The following is a 20,224-nucleotide window of genomic DNA, read 5'->3' on the forward strand; positions in this document are numbered from 1 at the left end:
AACTCTTGCCTCCCTTACTTCAGCAGCGCGCCGGAAATGACCATCATCTGCACTTCGCTGGTGCCCTCGTAGATCTCAGTGATCTTGGCATCACGCATCATGCGCTCGATGGGATAGTCACGGGTGTAGCCGTAACCGCCGAACAGCTGCAGGCAGCGGCGGGTCACATCGCTTGCGGTGCGGGCTGCGATCAGCTTTGCCTGAGCAGCCTCAACGCTGTAACGGACCTTCTTGCCATCCATTGCTTCCTGCTTCTTCAGAGCAGCAGCGTAGACCAGATACTTTGCAGCCTCAACGCGTGCCTTCATCTCAGCCAGCTCGAACTGGGTGTTCTGGAATGCGGAAATGCTGCGGCCGAACTGCTTGCGCTCCTTGACGTAAGCAACGGTCTCTTCCAAAGCGCCCTCGGCGATGCCCAGAGCCTGAGAAGCAATGCCGATACGGCCACCGTCCAGAGTAGCCATAGCCAGCTGGAAGCCGCGGCCACGCACACCCAGCATACGGTCAGCAGGGATGCGGCAGTCCTCGAAAATCAGCTCGCAGGTGGAAGAACCGCGGATGCCCATCTTGTCCTCAGCCTTACCGACGGAGAAGCCCGGGTCGGTACGCTCCACGATAAAGGCGGAGCACTGCTTGGTGGGACGGCCCTTCTTGTCGGGCACGATATCGGTGACAGCAATAACGATAAAGACGTTTGCGTAGCCGGCGTTGGTGATGAAGATCTTGGAACCGTTCAGGATCCAATCACCGGTCTCGGGGTCCTGCTTTGCAAAGGTCTGCTGACCCTGTGCATCGGTGCCGGCACCCGGCTCAGTCAGGCCGAAAGCACCCAGCCACTCACCGCTGCACAGCTTGGGCAGATACTTTGCCTTCTGCTCGGGAGTACCATTTTCATAAATAGGAGCAGCACACAGGCTGGTGTGAGCAGAGACGATGACACCGGTGGTGCCGCAGACCTTGCTCAGCTCTTCCACTGCCATGACGTAGGACAGCACATCGCCGCCTGCACCGCCGACCTCAGTCGGGAAATAAATGCCCATCATGCCGAGCTTGCCCATCTTTTCGACGGTCTCTTTGGGGAAGTACTCTTCCGCATCAACCTTCTTTGCCAGGGGCTTGACTTCGTTCTCAGCAAACTCGCGGTACATTTTCTGTACCATCTGCTGCTGCTTGGACAGAGTAAAATCCATCGCTATATCCTCCTAACGGGTCTTTTTCATTTACCGGAATTGCCCGGTGCAAACAAATTCCTCCCGGCCGTGTTTCCATAGTCGGGAGAAACGTTTATCAGAATTTACAGCTGGTCAACAGGGGTCTTGGTGCGGTCTGCGTTGTAAACGTAGAAGCCCTTGCCGCTCTTGCAGCCCAGGTTGCCGCCGCGGACCATCTTACGGATCAGCGGGCATGCACGGTACTTGCTGTCGCCGGTCTCCTTGTACAGCACGTCCATGATAGCCAGGCAGATATCCAGGCCGATGAAGTCGCCCAGCTCCAGGGGACCCATGGGGTGGTTGGCACCCAGCTTCATGGCAGTGTCAATGCCGGCGATATCGGAAACGCCTTCCATCTTGATGAAGGCTGCTTCGTTGATCATGGGGATCAGGATGCGGTTGACGACGAAGCCTGCAGCCTCGTTGACCTGAACCGGCTGCTTGCCGATGGCAACAGAGATCTCCTTGATCTTCTCAACGGTCTCAGCGGGAGTGTTGCAGCCTGCGATGACCTCGATCAGCTTCATGCGGTCTGCGGGGTTGAAGAAGTGCATGCCAACCAGCGGACGGCTAACGCCCTTGCCGATTTCGGTGATGGACAGAGAAGAAGTGTTGGAAGCGAAGATGCACTCAGGCTTGCAGATCTTATCCAGCTCGCCGAAGGTGGTCTGCTTGACCTTCATATCCTCAAAAGCAGCCTCAACGACCAGATCGCAGTCAGCGCACAGGTCTTCCTTCAGGCCCGGGGTGATGGCAGCAACGATAGCGTCTGCCTTTTCCTGCGTCATCTTTCCCTTAGCAACCAGCTTCTCGTAGCCCTTCTTGATCTTTGCCAGACCATTCTCGGCCCACTCCTGCTTGATGTCGCACAGAGCAACAGTGTTGCCCTCAACCTGTGCAAATGCCTTTGCGATGCCCTGGCCCATGGTGCCAGCGCCGATAACACCGATCTTCATAGGAAACCTCTCCTTTAATATCAAAAATTATGTAGTAATGGATTAGTTGTTGGTGAACACTGCCTTGGGCTTCGGCTTCTCACGGGACAGGAAGCAGCTCATGCCCTCCACCTGATCATGGGTCTCGAAGCAGTCGCCGAACAGCTTTTCCTCGACCTCAACAGCCTTCTCGATAGGCAGGCTGATGCCGCCGTTGATTGCCTTCTTGCAGTTGCGTACAGCGATGGGTGCGTTCTTTGCGATCTTGCCGGCCAGCTTCAGCACGTTCTCCATCAGCTCAGCCTGCGGATACACAGCGTTCACCAGACCAATGCGCAGAGCCTCGTCTGCCTTGATGTTCAGAGCAGAGTAGACCAGCTGCTTTGCCATGCCCATGCCGACCAGACGTGCCAGACGCTGGGTGCCGCCGAAGCCCGGAGTGATGCCCAGACCAACTTCAGGCTGACCAAACACAGCGTTGTCAGAGCAGATGCGGATGTCGCAGCTCATTGCCAGCTCGTTGCCGCCGCCCAGTGCAAAGCCGTTCACGGCTGCAATGACGGGGATGGGGAAGCTCTCGATCATCAGGAACACATCATTGCCCAGCTTGCCGAAGGCCTCGCCCTCTGCCTTGGTCATGGTGCTCATGGAACCGATATCAGCGCCTGCCACGAAGCTCTTGTCGCCTTCGCCGGTCAGAACGATGCAGCGGACAGTCTCCTGATCCACAGCCTCAAATGCAGCCTTCAGGTCTGCCAGAACTTCGGGGTTCAGGGCATTCAGTGCCTTGGGACGGTCGATGGTGATGATCTCAACTGCGCCCTGCACCTCGGTTTTTACAAATGCCATTGTGAAAACCTCCTATTCAAATCTTATCAGTTATCATAAACAGCCCCCGGGCCAGAGCAGGCTCTCCGGTTCCTCCCCTGCCCGGGTCTGTCATTCAGTCAGGCTCTCCAGTAATGGAGCTTAGTCCATCTCAACGATGGTAGCGCAGCCCATGCCGCCGCCGATGCACAGGGTAGCCAGGCCCTTGTGTGCGCCGCGATGCTTCATAGCATACAGCAGGGTGACCAGGATACGAGCGCCGGAAGCGCCGACCGGGTGGCCCAGAGCAATTGCGCCGCCGTTGACGTTCACCTTGCTCATATCAAAGTTCAGAGCCTGGCTGACAGCCACAGACTGAGCAGCAAATGCCTCGTTGGCCTCGATCAGATCCATGTCAGCAACAGTCAGGCCGGTCTTTGCCATGACCTTCTTGGTAGCAGCGATGGGGCCCAGACCCATGACTTCGGGCTCAACGCCTGCCAGAGCACCAGCCACCCAAGTAGCCAGAGGCTTCACGCCCAGCTCCTTTGCCTTCTCCTCGCTCATGATGACCAGAGCAGCAGCGCCGTCATTGATGGCGGAAGAGTTGCCGGCGGTCACAATGCCGTCCTTGGTGAAAGCGGGCTTCAGCTTTGCCAGCACTTCAGGAGCGCTCAGACGGGGGCCTTCATCAGTATCGAACACGGTGTCGCCCTTCTTGCCCTTGATCACAACGGGAACGATCTCGTCCTTGAAAGCGCCGTCCTTGATGGCCTTGTCAGCCTTCAGCTGGCTGTTGTATGAGAACTCGTCCAGCATCTCACGGGTGATGGGGCTGTAGCCGTACTTCTTCTGATAGGTCTCGTTGGTGCAGACATTCTCAGCGGTCATACCCATGTGCTTGTTGAAGCCGCAGGCATCCCACAGAGCATCGTTGACCATGGTATCCACGATCTCGCTCTTGCCCATAGGAGCGCCCATGCGGTAGCCGTAACGAGCCTTCTGCAGTGCGAAGGGAGCCATGTCCATGTTCTCCATGCCGCCTGCGACCACGATATCAGCATCGCCTGCCTCGATCATCTGAGCAGCCATATTGACGCAGTTCAGACCGGAGCCACACACCACATTGACGGTGACAGCCGGGGTCTCGATGGGCAGACCAGCCTTCAGAGCAGCCTGACGTGCAACGTTCTGGCCCAGACCAGCCTGAATGACACAGCCCATGTAAACATGATCGACCTGCTCAGGTGCGACGTTTGCACGGTTCAGGGCTTCCTTGATGACAATGGAGCCCAGCTCAACTGCGGGAACGTTTGCCAGAGTGCCGCCGAACTTGCCAATAGCGGTACGGCATGCAGATGCGATAACGATCTTTTTCATGTGAATAGCCTCCTGAATTGTGTATGTGTTGCTTTTCGATTGCCTTTTTATCAAAACGCCCTTGGGCATTTCTGCAAATTATTTTTCAGGGTCTTTTCCCTGCCGGATCAGCGCATACTTTTCGTTGACCGCCTTTTCCACATTGGGGGTAACGAACTTGCCGATGTCGCTGCCGTAATACGCTGCCTCCTTCACGATCGTAGAAGAAAGGTAGCTCCACTTGATGCTGGTGGCAAGGAACATGGTCTCAATGCCGGGCATCAGTGCGTGATTGGTCTGCGCAAGCTGGATCTCGTTTTCAAAGTCCGTCACGGCCCGCAGCCCCCGTACCATCACCGAAGCGTGCCGCTTCTTGGCGAACTCTACGGTCAGGCCGTCGAAGCTCTCCACCGAAACGTTCTGGATGCCTTTGCAGCACTCCTTGAGCAGCTCTACGCGCTCCTCTACGGTGAAGAGCGGATTCTTTGCGCTGTTATTGAGCACTGCCACGATCAGATGATCGTTGATCTTTGCTGCGCGCTTGATAATATCAAGGTGTCCTTTTGTGACCGGGTCGAACGAACCGGGATAAACTGCTGTTGCCATCGTCTGGTGTCCTCCTTGAGCGCTGTGAAAAGCGCGTTTTGGTTCTGCCATGATAGCACTTTCCAGTCTTGGGTGCAAGATTTTGTGCAAGCTGTACGTTTTATCGTTAAAATTTAAACAATCAACGCTGTGCCACATCGCGGCAACTTGCTACGCTATAAGTAAATCACATCGTCAAAATTTTATCAAGTCCTTTTGCAAAGATTTTTGGTTTCACCACACCAAACAATCCTCCGAAATTGCTCTAAATTTTGTAAATATTGACAGTCAGCCAAAATTTTCACGATAAACTATTGATTCTGCACATTGTTAATGTTATAACTAAGTTGTGCAGGTCTGCCGAACTGTCCGGCAGCTTTCCCTGTTGTCTGTCAGGATACCACACGGCTATGTCAGAGTTGTGTGCAAACTACCAAAAAACGGTAAATAACCTGCAAAGATCTGTCCGTGCAGGAAGTGTAAATGATAAATTTACAATTCCTTTATGTTATTATAGGAGAGGATGGTTTATAATGGATTTTACGGAACTGTATGCTCAGAAAAAAATGACCGCCGCTCAGGCTGCCGCACTGGTCAAAAGCGGTGACTGGGTGGACTACGGCTGGGCAGTGAACACCCCCGTGGCGGTGGATGCCGAGCTTGCAAAGCGTCTGCCGGAGCTGGAGGGCGTCAACTTCCGCGGCGGCATCCTGATGTGGGTGCCCGCGATCTTCCAGATCGACGACCCCGCCGCACACATGACCTGGAACAGCTGGCACATGGGCGGCATTGAGCGCAAGGCCATTGCACAGGGGTTCTCCTTTTACTCCCCCATCCGTTATTCCGAGCTGCCCCGTTACTACCGTGAGAGCCCGGACCCGCTGGATGTGGCCGTGTTCCAGGTGACCCCTATGGACGAGCACGGCTATTTCAACTTCGGCCCCAGTGCATCTCATCTGGGCGCTGTGTGCGAAAAAGCCAAGAAGATCGTTGTTGAGGTCAACAAGAACATGCCCCGCTGCCTTGGCGGCATGGAGAACTGCATCCACATTTCTCAGGTCACCGGCATCGTGGAAGGCGAGAATCCCCCCATCGGCCAGATGGCCGCTCCCGGTGCTGCTACCGAAGTGGATCTGAAGGTCGCCAACCTGATCGTTCCGCAGATCCCCAACGGTGCCTGCCTGCAGCTGGGCATCGGCGGTATGCCCAATGCCATCGGCAGCCTGATCGCACAGAGCGACCTGAAGGATCTGGGCGTGCACACCGAAATGTATGTGGACGCTTTTGTGGATATCGCCAAGGCCGGCAAGATCACCGGTGCCCGCAAGCAGCTGGACAAGGGCCGTCAGGTCTACGCCTTTGGTGCCGGCACCCAGAAGATGTACGATTACCTGAACGATAATCCGGAGTGCATGTCCGCTCCCGTGGACTATACCAACGATATCCGCAGCATCTCCGCACTGGATAACTTTATTTCCATCAACAACGCTGTGGACATCGACCTGTTCGGTCAGGTGAACGCCGAGACTGCAGGCCTCAAGCACATCTCCGGTGCCGGCGGTCAGCTGGACTTCGTTCTGGGCGCATACCTTTCCAAGGGCGGCAAGAGCTTTATCTGCCTGTCCTCTACCTTCTTTAATAAGAAGACCGGCCAGCTGGAGAGCCGCATCCGTCCCACGCTGGAAAACGGCAGCATCGTCACCGATACCCGTGCCAACATCCACTACCTGTGCACCGAGTACGGCTGCGTGAACCTGAAGGGCCTGACTACCTGGGAAAAGGCTGAGGCCCTGATCAACGTTGCACATCCCGACTTCCGCGAAGACCTTATCAAGGAAGCCGAAAAGATGCATATCTGGCGCAGGAGCAACAAAATCTAACATGTGTCGTGGGTATTCCTGCTGCCTGCGGCAGGAATGGAGTTTATCACATGATGGACAAAAAGCCGCACATCAAGCCCTATCTTTACGGGATGCTGGCCGGGTTCGGAGCGATCTCCCTGAGCATCATCTTTTTCTTCCTGATCTACCGCTTTGACGGTTTTGGCAACGCGATCTCGACCCTGACCGGCATTCTGATGCCGTTCATCTACGGTGCCGTCATCGCCTACCTGCTCAAGCCCGTATGCAACACCATCGAGAGCTTTCTGCGCCGCTTCATTCCGGAAAAGATGCATGGTCTGGTCAATGTGCTGTCTATTACACTGACCATCCTGTTCGGTCTGCTCCTCATCTACGCTTTGTGCATGATGATCATTCCGCAGCTCATCACCAGCGTGACCACCCTGTACTACACTGCACAGCGCAACCTTGCAAAGTTCGTGCAGTGGGCGAATCATGTGGAGTTCATTGAGAACAACCAGCAGATCATGAACATGCTCAACTCTGCTTATGCCACCATCAGCACCAATTTCGATGATCTGATCAAGACCCGGCTCCTGCCCTCCATGCAGAACATCGTCAGCGGTGCCGCCATTGGTGTGCTGAACGTTGTAACGGTAGCCAAGAATCTGGTCATCGGCATCATCGTGGCCGTGTACATGCTGGCCAGCCGCAAGCGCTTTGTGCAGCAGGGCAAGCTGGTGCTCTACAGCATCTTCAAGCCCCGCTGGGCAGAGCTCATCAAGGAAGAAGCGAAGTATGCCGATAAGATGTTCGGCGGCTTCATCAACGGCAAGATCATGGATTCCGCCATCATCGGCGTGCTGTGCTATATCGGCTGTCTGATCTTCAAATTTCCCAGTGCACTGCTGGTGTCGGTCATTATCGGTGTGACCAATGTTATCCCCTTCTTTGGCCCGTTCATCGGTGCGGTTCCGGCTACCCTGCTCATTCTCATCCAGAGCCCCATCAAGGCACTGTGGTTCGTGCTGTTCGTGCTGGTCCTGCAGCAGCTGGACGGCAATGTGATCGGCCCCAAGATCCTGGGCAACACCACAGGTCTTTCCAGCTTCTGGGTCCTGTTTGCCATCCTGCTGTTCGGCGGTCTGTGGGGCTTTGTGGGCATGATCGTGGGTGTACCGCTGTTTGCTGTCATCTATGACATCATCAAAAAGCTGGTCATCCACGGCTTGAAGCGCAATGCAGAGCTCGACATGCTTCAGACCTACCACGACAATTTCGGTGACCCGGAGGACGATGCTTCGCCTGTCCCGGAACCGTCTGCCGAAAAGCAATAAGCATCTCCCCTGCCCTGTATCACAAAGGCCCTGCGTTCTTTCGAACGCAGGGCCTTTGCTTTTTATGATGATGTTTGCCGAAGATTACTTTTCAATGGGCTGCGAGGGCTTCCAATCCTTGTAGTTCTCGTAGCGGCTTTCGCGGATCCTGGTGTGGGACCAGATCTCGTCCGCAGTGGGCTGCCAGTTGGCGGCGTAGCTCTTGCACTTCTCGCACAGGTGCTCCACGCTCTCCGGAGACTGCAGGTCGGTGCTGTGGGCACCGGTCTCGTGCACCATCTTCTGCAGCAGTTCGGGGTTCTCCAGCATCGGGCAGGGACGCAGATGGTTCTTGTTGAAGGGCTGGCCGTTGTGATAAGCCATGAACAGCGGGCTGTGCAGGATCTCCAGAATGCTCTGGTCGTGGATATTGGCATTGGAGTAGTGGATGAACACACAGGGCTCTGCATCACCGGCCGAGTTGATGTGGAAGTAGTTGCGGCCACCGGCAATGCAGCCGCCCACAAACTCACCGTCGTTCTGGAAGTCCATGGGGTAGAACGGGATATCGCAGGCCTCCGAGCGCAGATAGCGGATGCGGTCGATCATATATTTGCGCTGCTCCGGAGTAGGCATCAGCTCCGGTGCTGCCTCGTTGCCCACGGGCATGTAGTGGAAGTAGAAGCCGAAGTGTGCACCCTTCTCGCACAGGAAACGCATGAACTCGTCGTTGGTGACAGCTTCGATGTTATCACGGGTATAGCAGATGGAGGTGCCGAAGATGATGCCGTACTTCTTCAGCAGATCCATCGCGTTCATGACAGCGGCATAGTGCCCCTTACCACGGCGGGCATCGTTGGTCTCCGGGGTGCCCTCGATGGACAGCATGAAGGCAATGTTGCCCAGACGCACCACCTCTTTGCAGAAGGGCTCATCAATGAGGGTGGAGTTGGTGTAGATGGCAAATTCAACATCATTGTGCTTCTCCGCCAGCTTCAGGATATCGGCCTTGCGCACCAGCGGCTCGCCGCCGGTCAGCATGTACAGGTATACGCCCAGTTCCTTGCCCTCGGTAACGATCTTGTCCATATCCTCAAAGCTGAGGTTGTTCTTGTGGCCATACTCGCCAGCCCAGCAGCCCACGCAATGCATGTTGCAGGCAGAAGTGGGGTCGAACAGGATCAGCCACGGAATGTTGCACTGGTACTTCACGCGGTTCTCGCGGATGGTCTTGGTGCCGCGGAAGAAGGCTTCGTAGCCCAGATTCAGTGCCGTGGTGCGGGCCACGTTGGGGTCGGTCTGATCCAGCACGCAGTTGATGAGCTTGGACCACTTGCTGTCGGGGTCGGTCAGGGTCTGCTTGGCGTGCTCGTAGGCCTCGTCGCTGAACGAGCTGCCATAGAACTGCTTTGCAACATCCACCAGCTGTCCCACGGTTTTCTGACGGTCTTTATCGGCATGAGAAAGCACCACGTCTACCATTTTACCAACGGCAGCGCGCTGCATTTTATGAGTCAGGTTCTCAACAGAAGTATTCATTATCCTTTTCCTCCAAACAACATTTTCGGAAATCTCTTTTGCTGCCGACATCATACCATTTTTAACAAACGTGCGCCATAAACAGAAAAAGCGCCGTGATAGAAAACCCATCACGGCGCAGATTATGATAAAATTTTGTCGTTCTTCCGGTTCAGCCGTCCTGTTCCAGATGGATCTTATTGCTGGCAAGGCGGCATAACGCGCGGCGCAGATCCCCCTGCAGCATCCGTCCCGTACGTTCTACCATCAAAGCAGGATCCGTTTTCATGTCCCGGCGGATCCATTCCAGCCCCACGCCCACCAGCGCATATTTGTAAAAATCCACCACAAACTGCTTGTCATCGTCCTGCACGGTGATATCGTGGCATTCGCGATCCGCAAATTCCTTCAGCATGGGGTCCAGAAGCTTGTAGAGATACTGCTCCACCTGTTCACGGCCCACAGAACGGTATACGTTCAGCACCAGTGCTTTGTTATCCCGGATCTGGTGCAGGATGTCCAGAAACGCTTCGGTCCATGTATCAAAGCTCTGGCAGCCTTCCATCGCCTTGGTTGCATCTTCCGTCAGGATCCAGTCCACCAGATCGTAAATATCCTTGAAGTGGTAGTAGAAGGTCATGCGGTTCACACCGCAGTCCTCGGTGATATCGTTGATCGTGATCTTATTGAGGGGCTTTTCCAGCAGCAGCTTTTTCAGCGATGCTTCCAGTGCCCGCTTCGTTGTTTGTGACACAAAAACCTTCCTTTCCCGACCGTAGAAATTTTTCCCGCTGCGTACGGCGATTGGCAGCTTTGTACATTATAATACCGCAAAAGCCGTCCCGATTGCAAGCATTGATTCTGTCCATTTTGTAAACAAAAAACGACTTCCTGTGTTTCACTCCGGCAGTTTCTCGCTTCAAGAGCCATTTTTCTTCCCCCAAAAGACCCTTCCGGCGGTGTGCAATGCCTGCAAAAGCGGCTTCTTCTGGCAAAAAAGCGGAAAAGGCCCTTGATTTTATATTCCTCTGCGCTTAGAATGGGAGCAGACGGCTGTGAATTAAGTGCCGTTTTGAGGGAGGGTACAAACTATGATGGATACCATTGGTTTTCTGGGCTGCGGCAACATGGGCGGAGCCATCGCCCGTGCCGTTTGCAAAGCTGTTGACCCTAAGAAAGTTTTTCTGGCAAACCGCACTGCGGCCAAGGCGCAGGCACTGGCCAAGGAACTGGGCTGCAAAACAGCCACCAATGCTGAGGTGGCCGGTGACTGCGACCTGATCTTTCTGGCCGTGAAGCCCCAGATGATGGAAGCACTGCTGGAGCCGCTCAGATTCACGCTGGACGAGCGCCCCAAGCGCTTTGTGCTGTGCAGCATGGCAGCAGGCCTTTCGATTGCCCGCATTCAGGAGCTGGCCGGTGAGGACTTTCCTGTGATCCGCATCATGCCCAATACCCCGGCATCGGTGGGCGAAGGCATGATCCAGTATTGCTCTTCCAATGTTACCGCAGAAGAAGAGGAAGCGTTCCTCAGGATCATGGCTCCCGCGGGCCGTCTGGACGCCGTGCCAGAAAGTCTGATCGATGCTGCCAGCTGCGTTTCCGGCTGCGGCCCGGCATGGGTGTACCAGTTTATTGAGGCTCTGGCCGACGGCGGTGTGGCCTGCGGCCTGCCCCGCACCAAAGCGCAGGAATATGCCGCACAGATGGTTCTGGGCAGCGCAAAGCTGGTTCTGGAAAGCGGAAAGCATCCCGGCGAACTCAAGGATGCCGTATGCAGCCCCGGCGGCAGCACCATTCAGGGCGTGCGCGTGCTGGAAGAGCGCGGCCTGCGCGGTGCGGTGATGGATGCCGTCATCGCCTCGTACAATAAGACTAAGGAAATGGGAAAGGGTTAATGGAATCATGCGCATCGTTGTGAAAGTAGGCACTTCTACTCTGGCATACGCCACCGGACGGCTGAACATCCGCCACACCGAAAAGCTGGTCGAGGTTTTGAGCGACCTGAAAAACGAAGGCCATGAGGTCATTCTGGTGTCCTCCGGCGCCATCGGCATGGGCGTAGGCAAGCTTTCTCTGCCGACCCGCCCAAAGGATACCTCCACCAAACAGGCCTGTGCCGCTGTGGGACAGTGTGAGCTGATGTACACCTACGATCGTCTGTTCAATGCCTATAATCACACTGTGGCGCAGATCCTGCTCACCGGCGTGGACGTGGAGCACACCGAGCGCCGGGTGAACTTCCAGAACACCCTGTCCCGCCTTCTGGAGCTGGGTGCACTGCCCATCATCAATGAGAACGACACCGTTGCCACCGATGAGATCACCTCCATCGGCGACAACGACACACTGGCGGCCATCGTGGCCTGTTGTGCACAGGCCGACCTGCTGGTACTGCTGAGCGACATCGACGGCCTGTACACGGCCAATCCCCACACTCACCCGGATGCAAAGCTCATCCCGCTGGTGCGGGAGATGACCCCTGCGGTGATGGCACTGGCCGATGGCGCGGGCTCCGCCCTTGGCACCGGCGGCATGGCCACCAAGCTGCGCGCCGCCCGCATGGTGACCGGCAGCGGTGCCGACATGGTCATTGCGAACGGTGCACACCCGGAACTTTTGTATGACATTGCCGCGGGCAAGCCCGCAGGTACCCGCTTTACCGGCCACAAGGAGGACTGAACCTATGACGACACAGCAAATTCTGGAAGCGGCCCGCAGCGCCAAAAGCGCCCTTGCACTGGCCGATAACGCTGCCCGCAGCACAGCCCTGCTGGGCATGGCGGACGCTTTACGCGATGCGCAGAACCAGTCTGCCATCCTTGCCGCCAACGCCGAGGACATGGCTGCTGCCAAAGGACACATCAGCGATGTGATGCTGGATCGTCTGGCTCTGACCGTTCCGCGCATCGAAGCCATGGCGCAGGGCATCCGCGAGGTAGCCGCTCTGCCCGACCCGGTGGGCCGGGTGCTGAACCGGGTAGAGCGCCCCAACGGCCTTGTGATCGAAAAGACCGCCGTACCGATGGGTGTGATTGCCATCATCTACGAGAGCCGTCCCAATGTGACCAGCGATGCCGCCGCCCTTGCCATCAAAAGCGGCAACGCCTGCATCCTGCGCTGCGGCAAGGAGGCCTGGCGCAGTGCCAACGCCATCGTCACCGTTCTGCGGCAGGGCCTGAAAAAGGCCGGTCTGCCCGAGACTTCGGTCTGCCTGATTGAGGACACCACCCATGCCTCTGCCAACGCTCTGATGACCGCCGTAGGCTATGTGGATCTGCTGATCCTCGCGGCGGTGCAGGGCTCATCCGTGCCTGCGTGGAGAACGCCAAGGTGCCCTGTATCCAGACCGGCACCGGCATCTGCCATATCTATGTAGACGACACTGCCGACCTTTCCAAAGCACTGGACATCATCGAGAACGCAAAAGCCAGCCGCCCCAGCGTCTGCAACGCCGAGGAGGTGTGCCTTGTGCACTCTGCCATTGCCGGGGAGTTTCTTCCCCGTCTGGCCCAGCGGCTTGGCCCGGACCGCATTGCAAAGGGTCTGCATCCGGTAGAGCTTCGTCTTGACAAGCGCGCCGCCGCCATAATCGCTGGCACGCCTGCCGGCGAAAAAGACTTTGACACCGAGTTTCTGGATTATATCCTTGCCGTCAAAGTGGTGGACAGCGTGGAGGAAGCCATCGATCATATCGCCCGGCATTCCACCGGCCACAGCGAGGCCATCCTGACCCGGACACAGGCCCACGCGGATCTGTTTACCGCTGCTGTGGACAGCGCCGCTGTGTATGTGAACTGCTCCACCCGCTTTACGGATGGCGGCGAGTTTGGCCTTGGGTGCGAAATGGGCATTTCCACCCAGAAGCTCCACGCCCGCGGCCCCATGGGACTGGCCGAGCTGTGCAGCTACAAATATATCATCCGCGGCGATGGACAGACCCGCTGAACCCACCTTCCGCGTGTGAAGATCGGGAGTGAGCGATTTCTCCATTCAATTCATCATTTAGCAAAAGGATCTGAAAAGCTTTTTCAAATACAGGCTGGTGCAAATTGTGTCAGCTTGTATTTTTGTTTCACCCAGGCAGACTGTTTTTGCTTAAAATACAATTTTTGAATTTTGTTTTCATCAGGCCCGTTTAAATCGTTCCCTGATATGGATGAATGTATCCCAGTTTCATGCACTTCTCACAAAGATATAGTCTTACTTTCTCCATTTTGTTTTGTAAAAAGTACAAGAATCCCCTTGACAACCCCTATTTCGATGCGGTAAAACTATATTGGAAGATTTGATAACGATTTCACTTCATTTCACTTTCCAACGAGAAAGTTGCTCGTCACACACAACACTATACTTGGAACAAAGGAGAGAGCAATATGACGATCGCCATTCTTGCACATGATTCCCGCAAAGAGCTTGCACTGCAGTTCTGTACTGCTTATAGTGCCATTTTGTCCAAAAACACAGTCATTGCCACCGGTACCACCGGACGGATGCTGGCACAGACCACCGGTCTGCCGGTACATTGCTATCTCTCCGGAAAACTGGGCGGTGTGCAGCAGATCACTTCCCGCGTTGCCTGTGATGAGGTGGATCTGGTGCTGTTCTTCCGCGACCCGCTGAAGGCAGACGCTTCCAGCATCACGGAGCAGAATCTGCTCCGCCTGTGCGACATGCACGGCGTACCCATTGCCACCAACATTGCCACCGCAGAGGTTTTGCTGCGCGGTCTGGATCAGGGTGATCTGGATTATCGAGAGGGAATGCATCCGGCCCTTGTGGAGCCAGTGCCCGCAGCTATGCCCCGCCGTGTGACTGCCTGATTTTGTGTATAGAGTATTGGGAAAGAGCGAGGCTGCTGCAACAGCCTCCTACGAAAGATGAGATAGACTTCCCCGGAAGGGGTCGCCTATCTCATTTTTTTGTAAGCTGAAATTGTGGGAAACCACAAATGAATATTCGGATTAAAGTCAGCAAACGGAGAATCAAGTGATAACCGTCCGCATTGACTTCGTTGCACAATATGGGTATAATATAATTAGAATTTTACTATTACGGGTCACACAGGAGCAGGAGGTGCTTTTATGAATATCCGACCATCCGCAGCGATTCGCCAAAACTACAACGAGATTGCTGATTTATGCAGAGAAACCGCTGAGCCGATTTTTCTCACCAAGAACGGCGAGGGTGACTTGGTCGTCATGGACATCGAAACCTACAACCGCCGGGAAAAAATGCTGAAGCTCCGTGAAGAGCTGCTTTCCGTGGAAGAGGACCGGATGCGTGGAAGCGAGGGCTATTCGGTTGATGAGGTCACTTCCATGATGCGCAGCGCGATCAAGGAGGCCGCCGGACATGGAGCAGCAAAATAAATACCGCGTGATCGTGTCAGCACGGGCCGCTCAGATGCTGGTGTCCCACGCCGCATTTCTGGCACAGGTCAGTCCTGCGGCAGCAGAGCGGCTTACAGTCGAATTTGAAAAGGCTGCAAAGTCTTTGGAGCAGATGCCGCAGCGCTGCCCGTGGCTCAGAGGCGAATACATTCCTAAAAATGCTTACCGGTTCATCTTGTTTGAAAAACGCTATATGCTCATCTTCCAGATCGTAGATAATACGGTTTATGCAGATTATGTGGTAGATTGCAGACAGGATTACGGCTGGCTTATCCGATAATCAACAAAGGCGGTGGCTTCCCTTATTGTGGGAGACCACCGCCTTTTGCTGCGTCTATTGAGGGGGATGATGCAGCAGCCTGCTGAAAAAACGGGCGGAAAACAGTCCTTTTTGAAAATGGTGTAAAGTCAAAAGCTGGGGGTTGTATAGGAACCGCCTGCAAATGCCTGAAAACGGTGCAGGCGAAGCAATGCAGCCCCCAAAAACCGGCTTCAGCAAAAAGAAAAGCACCATACTTCCTACGAAGTACAGTGCTTTTTTGGTGGAGAATACCGGGATCGAACCGGTGACCTCTTGCATGCCATGCAAGCGCTCTCCCGAACCACGCACTCACGCACCCCCACACAAAGGTGCGAGGATGAACGATATTCGGCGTTGATTCGTTTTATTTCCACAAAAGTGTAATTTGACCTTGGAATCCAACCAGCAATAAAGACAATTTCAAAGAGCAAAGACTTATTGAATTGTATTCTACAGTCAGATATACTTGCTGTCAAGATGTTTCGTGCAATTTATGGCACTAGAGCAAGGCAATATTTTTCCATTTCTAATTACATAGCGCAATTTCGACCTGCAAAATCGAAGTTGCGCCTTTTTCATTTCTCAATAAAAATTTTTTCAGCGGAGGTTTTATAATGTTTCTGCGTCACTGTCGGTTTCAGCCCTTGACACAACCGTGTAAGATTTTCTGTTAGCTGCAGTAACTTTGAAAATTTCGGCTTGTTTTATCCAAGTGTATCCAATGGATGCAGTTTTCCTTTTCGAATTTTATCTCGCAGCCAGTTTTCAGCCATTTCACTACTGTCCAAAATACAGTTCAGCAGCAAGTTTCCATCCTTTGTTTCCATTTCCTCCGGAACATCTGTGTCTGACAACTCCAAAATATTTTTCTGCCGTTCTATTGGAGCTGGATGGCTTGATAGGTTCACCTCTAAACCTCTCAGTTCTGAATATACATCAAACAGACGAAACATTTCAAACAAGATAGCTGGTGCCAAATACTGACATTCATAGAAAACCCTTAATTGTTCCGGGATTTCTCCTGCCTTCTGCTTCATGATAAGCTTAATAAGTAACTGGTACGCATATCGATCCGCACGAAATTCGGTCTTTTTTCCTTCCTGATCCTCTGGATTCATAAGATGATACAACTCGTGTCCCACAACAAACGTCCAAATTGTCCAGTAATTGTCCATTGCTGTGTGTATCAAATTTTCTGGTAACATCGACATCCGATAAAGTTGTTCCTGATTATGCGTTCCAAACTGGTGCTGTCTCCGCTGAAGATCTTCAATCACGTAAAAATTCTTCATACAGCGTATCGTATTTTCTTCGCTTTGGTCATATGCAAGAGAATACATCGTAAAGAGAAACGAAATAATCGTATACTCAAACAATTCGTCAATCAAAATTCCCGGCTCAGTTGGTCCATATGCTTCAGCATTCATCGTCCTCCTGCACCGTGGTGTATACTGAATTGGTATGTGAATATCAAGTGTCTCAAGAATCAAATGCAGCATTTCTTCATCTACGAAATCTTCTTCTTCGTATGAATGCTTTAACACAGCTCTGTCTACAACATCAATCTGCGCCTGTTCCAGCATATTCACAAAAGTATATACGCTATCTCTTCCCTCATCAATGTTCCGCTTGTGATAGAAAATGAATCGCATATCATGTGCATTTTCCATGTGAAAATACCTTCTTTTTATTTATCGAGCTTTACCAGTTTATCAATCAGCTCACAAATATGATCATTATCCAGTGGTTTATTTACAATGACTTCCCGCTCAATCTGGACTCCTCCATTTTCAAGCGGTGTCTCACGGGTCAAAAGCCTTACATGTGTCTCAGAACTGTTCTCTATTTTCTGCTTTTCTTTTGCTTTCTTCAATCGAATCAGCACTTCATGGGTGATCTTTTTAAGAAGCTCAACTATCATTTCACTCACAACTGCTGTCGCTACAGGGTCTGCTGTTATCAGAACATAAATGCTTACAATGTCTTCAGCTGTGAAGTTATCCGCAGACATCACCTGATAATCAATTTCTCTACACTCATTCAAGGAACGATATGCCTCTTGATATTCACGAGGGACTTCGAGCATTACAGACGCTTTCATTCTATCCGAATCTTCCTTTCCGACTTCTTAAATTCTATTGATATATCATTTCTTTTTTGAATTTACTTTCTTTCAGAGGCAAACCATATTCTACTATTGCTCTTTTCTATTTTATCATACCACAAATTTTTCTGTTTGTAAGCCGAAAAGCGCAAATTTATCGCAAGGAGGTTCTCTCCAATGTCAATTTCGTATTGCCACTATTTCAAAGTACTGCAACATGACCCTTGATTACTTCTATGGACAAGCCGGAGAGCTTTTCGCTTTCTACCGTATCCCCAAAGCACTGTTTCAGGAGCCACAGTTCCAGACTTTGTCAACCGATGCCAAAACACTGTACGGCATCCTGCTTGACCGCATGAGCCTTTCCGTCAAAAATGGCTGGCTGGACGAGCAGGGCCGGGTGTTCATCATCTTCACCATTGAGGATGTCAAGAGGGCGTTGTGTTGCGCAGACAACAAAGCAACCAAGTTGCTCCGGGAACTTGAAAAGTTTGGTTTGATTGAACGAAAACGCAGAGGTCTGGGAAAGCCAAGTTTGGTGTATGTGAAGAACTTTTCAGCAGAATCGTCAAAATCAATATTCCAAAATCGTGATTTTCACGATTCTGGAGGCTTCAAAAGCGCAAGTCAAGACCCTGCAAAATCACGATGTAATAAGACTGATGAAAATAATACTGAAAAGAGTGAAACGTATCCTTTCTATTCAGAAGAAGCAGATGAGATGAGCAAACGCGAACAACTGAAAGAGTACTTTTCTCAGTCTTTGGAGGTAGAACTTCTACTCCGTCTTTGTCCGGACGATGAGGATACCATCTATCAGATCGTAGATTTGTTGGTGGACACCTGCGCTACCAACCGCAAGCTGCTGCGCATTGCCGGGGACGATAAGCCCGCCGAGGTGGTGCGCAGTCGCTTTATGAAGCTGAACGCTGACCATATCCACTTTGTGCTGAAGTGCCTTGCAGAGAACAGCAGCCCGATCCGAAACATGAAACAATACCTGCTTGCTTCTCTGTATAATGCACCCACCACGATGCAGCTTTTCTATCAGAACCAAACCAACCACGACTTAGCGATGCGGAGGTGATGAAAATTTCAAAGAAAGCAACCACAATAGCCATCGTCAACCAGAAAGGCGGCACCGGCAAGACCACCACCTGTGAAAATCTAGGCATCGGGCTGGCGATGGAAGGTAAAAAAGTCCTGTTGGTGGACGCTGACCCGCAGGGCAGCTTGACCATCAGCATGGGCTGGCAGCAGCCCGATGAACTGCCCACGACCCTTTCCACCTTGATGGTAAAGGCCATGAACGACCAGAGTATTCCACCCGGTGAGGGCATCCTGCACCATGCAGAGGGTGTTGACCTGATTCCGGCAAACATCGAACTGGCAGGGCTGGAAGTTTCCCTTGTCAACTGCATGAACCGGGAAAAGATGCTGAAACAGGTGCTGGAAAGCGCAAAGCACGACTACGATTTCATTCTGCTAGATTGCACCCCTTCCCTTGGGATGCTGACCGTGAATGCACTGGCAGCGGCGGACACCACCCTGATTCCGGTGCAGGCGCAGTACCTGTCTGCGAAAGGCTTGGAACAGCTTTTGCAGACCGTGCAGAAGGTCCGACGGCAGATCAACCCGAAACTGAAAATCGAGGGCATCCTGCTGACCATGACTGACAGCCGCACCAACTATGGACAGCAGATCGACAACCTGATTCGAGGTGCCTACGGCAGCAGGATTAAAGTGTTCGACCAGACCATTCCTAGATCTGTCCGTGCTGCGGAGATCAGTGCCGTGGGTAAGAGCATTTTCCAGCACGACCCCAAAGGCAAGGTGGCAGAAGCCTATAAATCTCTGACAAGGGAGGTGATGGCGAATGCCGAAAGGCAGCTTAAACGTGTCGCTGAAAGGGGCAGATGACATTTTCTCCACGGAAGAATCCCGGCAGGAACAGCAGCGGGAACAGGTGCAGCAGATCCCCATCGGGGAATTGTTCCCCTTTAAAAACCACCCCTTTAAGGTTTTGGATGATGAGTCCATGCAGCGCACGGTGGAAAGCGTGGAGCAGTACGGTGTGCTGTCTCCGCTGATCGCCCGCCCACGCCCGGAAGGTGGCTACGAGATCATCTCCGGGCACCGCCGTCAGCACGCTGCACAGCTTGCTGGGCTGGATACACTGCCAGTTATCGTCCGTCAGATGGATGATGATGCCGCAGTTTTGCTTATGGTGGACAGCAATCTCCAGCGTGAGAACATCCTGCCCAGTGAAAGGGCTTTCGCCTACAAAATGAAGCTGGAAGCCCTAAAAAATCAAGGTGCTAGGTCAGATTTAACTTCAGTGCAAGTTGCACCGAAGTTGAGCACCGAGAAAATCGGTGAAGAAGTGGGCATGAGTAAGGATAATGTCAAACGCTATATTCGCCTGACCAATCTTGTACCTGAACTGCTGGACATGGTGGATGAAAAGAAAATTGCCTTCAATCCCGCTGTGGAATTGTCCTATCTGGACGAAAGCCAACAGCGGGATTTTTTAGAAGCCATGGAGGACACCCAGAATGCGCCGTCCCTTTCCCAAGCGCAGCGGCTCAAAAAGCTGGCGCAGGAAGGGCACTTCTCGTATGACGTTGCCTTTGCCGTTATGGGAGAAGAAAAAAAGGACGAGTTGGACAAGGTGGTCATCAAAAACGACACCCTGCGGAAATACTTTCCCCGCAGCTACACCCCGAAACAGATGGAGGACACCATCATCAAGCTACTGGATCAGTGGCAACGCAAACAGCAGCGGCAGAATGAACGCTAACACACATTTTGAATGTAAGACCCAACCGGGTCTTTCTTTTTTGCAAAAATTAGG

The 20,224-nt window shown here is 53.1% G+C and carries 19 protein-coding genes and 1 pseudogene; 11 read left to right on the forward strand and 9 right to left on the reverse strand.

The features are described 5' to 3' along the window. Positions 1–14: 14 nt before the first annotated feature. The 5 genes from ACKXF7_RS13585 to coaD form a co-directional block, all read right to left on the reverse strand. Entirely contained in the window at positions 15–1,190 is a 1,176-nt protein-coding gene (locus ACKXF7_RS13585; RefSeq protein WP_005940174.1) for an acyl-CoA dehydrogenase family protein, read from the reverse strand. A gap of 104 nt (positions 1,191–1,294) precedes the next feature. Continuing rightward, the gene (locus ACKXF7_RS13590) at positions 1,295–2,167 is read right to left on the reverse strand and encodes a 3-hydroxyacyl-CoA dehydrogenase family protein (RefSeq protein ID WP_005940172.1); all 873 of its coding nucleotides are present in this window, start codon (positions 2,165–2,167) and stop codon (positions 1,295–1,297) included. A gap of 42 nt (positions 2,168–2,209) precedes the next feature. Then, positions 2,210–2,995 (reverse strand): enoyl-CoA hydratase-related protein, encoded by a 786-nt coding sequence (locus ACKXF7_RS13595; protein ID WP_249238519.1) that lies wholly within the window; start codon positions 2,993–2,995, stop codon positions 2,210–2,212. Positions 2,996–3,115: 120 nt separating this feature from the next. Beyond that, positions 3,116–4,333: an acetyl-CoA C-acetyltransferase gene (locus ACKXF7_RS13600; RefSeq protein ID WP_005940168.1), complete on the reverse strand. Its 1,218-nt coding sequence runs from the start codon at positions 4,331–4,333 to the stop codon at positions 3,116–3,118. Between the two features lie 78 nt (positions 4,334–4,411). Next, positions 4,412–4,918 carry a pantetheine-phosphate adenylyltransferase gene (coaD, locus tag ACKXF7_RS13605; protein ID WP_339394701.1) on the reverse strand — a complete coding sequence of 169 codons (507 nt, stop codon included), beginning with the start codon at positions 4,916–4,918 and terminating at the stop codon, positions 4,412–4,414. Positions 4,919–5,430: 512 nt separating this feature from the next. On the opposite strand from coaD, the gene ACKXF7_RS13610 reads away from it, so the two are divergent. Then, entirely contained in the window at positions 5,431–6,777 is a 1,347-nt protein-coding gene (locus ACKXF7_RS13610) for a butyryl-CoA:acetate CoA-transferase (RefSeq protein WP_339394700.1), read from the forward strand. Between the two features lie 50 nt (positions 6,778–6,827). Beyond that, a complete protein-coding gene (locus ACKXF7_RS13615; RefSeq protein WP_423741608.1) occupies positions 6,828–8,075 on the forward strand; it encodes an AI-2E family transporter in 1,248 nt (415 codons plus the stop codon). An 84-nt stretch (positions 8,076–8,159) separates the two neighbouring features. Here the strand turns inward: ACKXF7_RS13615 and ACKXF7_RS13620 are convergent, their stop codons facing one another. Next, positions 8,160–9,593, reverse strand: a complete 1,434-nt coding sequence (locus ACKXF7_RS13620; protein WP_423741609.1) for a radical SAM protein — start codon at positions 9,591–9,593, stop codon at positions 8,160–8,162. Positions 9,594–9,744: 151 nt separating this feature from the next. Beyond that, complete coding sequence (locus ACKXF7_RS13625) at positions 9,745–10,326, reverse strand: TetR-like C-terminal domain-containing protein (protein ID WP_423741610.1); 582 nt, start codon at positions 10,324–10,326, stop codon at positions 9,745–9,747. A gap of 337 nt (positions 10,327–10,663) precedes the next feature. On the opposite strand from ACKXF7_RS13625, the gene proC reads away from it, so the two are divergent. The 6 genes and pseudogenes from proC to ACKXF7_RS13655 all read left to right on the forward strand — a co-directional run bounded on the left by proC (position 10,664) and on the right by ACKXF7_RS13655 (position 15,245). Next, positions 10,664–11,470 (forward strand): pyrroline-5-carboxylate reductase, encoded by an 807-nt coding sequence (proC, locus tag ACKXF7_RS13630; protein ID WP_249238512.1) that lies wholly within the window; start codon positions 10,664–10,666, stop codon positions 11,468–11,470. Positions 11,471–11,477: 7 nt separating this feature from the next. Beyond that, positions 11,478–12,254: a glutamate 5-kinase gene (gene proB / locus ACKXF7_RS13635; protein WP_423741611.1), complete on the forward strand. Its 777-nt coding sequence runs from the start codon at positions 11,478–11,480 to the stop codon at positions 12,252–12,254. Between the two features lie 4 nt (positions 12,255–12,258). Then, a pseudogene (locus ACKXF7_RS13640) lies at positions 12,259–13,520 on the forward strand (glutamate-5-semialdehyde dehydrogenase). A 428-nt stretch (positions 13,521–13,948) separates the two neighbouring features. Continuing rightward, positions 13,949–14,395, forward strand: coding sequence for a methylglyoxal synthase (locus ACKXF7_RS13645; RefSeq protein ID WP_177986569.1), 447 nt, complete (start codon positions 13,949–13,951; stop codon positions 14,393–14,395). A gap of 261 nt (positions 14,396–14,656) precedes the next feature. Further along, positions 14,657–14,944 carry a type II toxin-antitoxin system Phd/YefM family antitoxin gene (locus ACKXF7_RS13650; protein WP_270193517.1) on the forward strand — a complete coding sequence of 96 codons (288 nt, stop codon included), beginning with the start codon at positions 14,657–14,659 and terminating at the stop codon, positions 14,942–14,944. After that, positions 14,928–15,245: a type II toxin-antitoxin system RelE/ParE family toxin gene (locus tag ACKXF7_RS13655; protein ID WP_339394693.1), complete on the forward strand. Its 318-nt coding sequence runs from the start codon at positions 14,928–14,930 to the stop codon at positions 15,243–15,245. Before ACKXF7_RS13650 ends, ACKXF7_RS13655 begins: the two co-directional genes overlap by 17 nt. Before the next feature lie 725 nt (positions 15,246–15,970). Here the strand turns inward: ACKXF7_RS13655 and ACKXF7_RS13660 are convergent. Further along, positions 15,971–16,936: a hypothetical protein gene (locus ACKXF7_RS13660; RefSeq protein ID WP_097770918.1), complete on the reverse strand. Its 966-nt coding sequence runs from the start codon at positions 16,934–16,936 to the stop codon at positions 15,971–15,973. Positions 16,937–16,953: 17 nt separating this feature from the next. Then, complete coding sequence (locus tag ACKXF7_RS13665) at positions 16,954–17,367, reverse strand: hypothetical protein (protein ID WP_423741612.1); 414 nt, start codon at positions 17,365–17,367, stop codon at positions 16,954–16,956. Between the two features lie 220 nt (positions 17,368–17,587). Between ACKXF7_RS13665 and ACKXF7_RS13670 the strand changes: the two genes are divergently transcribed. The 3 genes from ACKXF7_RS13670 to ACKXF7_RS13680 are packed head-to-tail and all read left to right on the forward strand — an operon-like array spanning position 17,588 to position 20,170. Then, positions 17,588–18,457, forward strand: coding sequence for a DUF6017 domain-containing protein (locus tag ACKXF7_RS13670; RefSeq protein ID WP_423741613.1), 870 nt, complete (start codon positions 17,588–17,590; stop codon positions 18,455–18,457). Next, positions 18,457–19,290 (forward strand): ParA family protein, encoded by an 834-nt coding sequence (locus ACKXF7_RS13675; protein WP_423741614.1) that lies wholly within the window; start codon positions 18,457–18,459, stop codon positions 19,288–19,290. The genes ACKXF7_RS13670 and ACKXF7_RS13675 overlap by 1 nt, the downstream gene beginning before the upstream one ends. Then, positions 19,247–20,170, forward strand: coding sequence for a ParB/RepB/Spo0J family partition protein (locus ACKXF7_RS13680; protein ID WP_423741615.1), 924 nt, complete (start codon positions 19,247–19,249; stop codon positions 20,168–20,170). The genes ACKXF7_RS13675 and ACKXF7_RS13680 overlap by 44 nt, the downstream gene beginning before the upstream one ends. Positions 20,171–20,224 lie beyond the last annotated feature (54 nt).

It is taken from the genome of Faecalibacterium sp. 7, from assembly GCF_049562865.1.
Lineage (GTDB): Bacteria > Bacillota > Clostridia > Oscillospirales > Ruminococcaceae > Faecalibacterium > Faecalibacterium wellingii.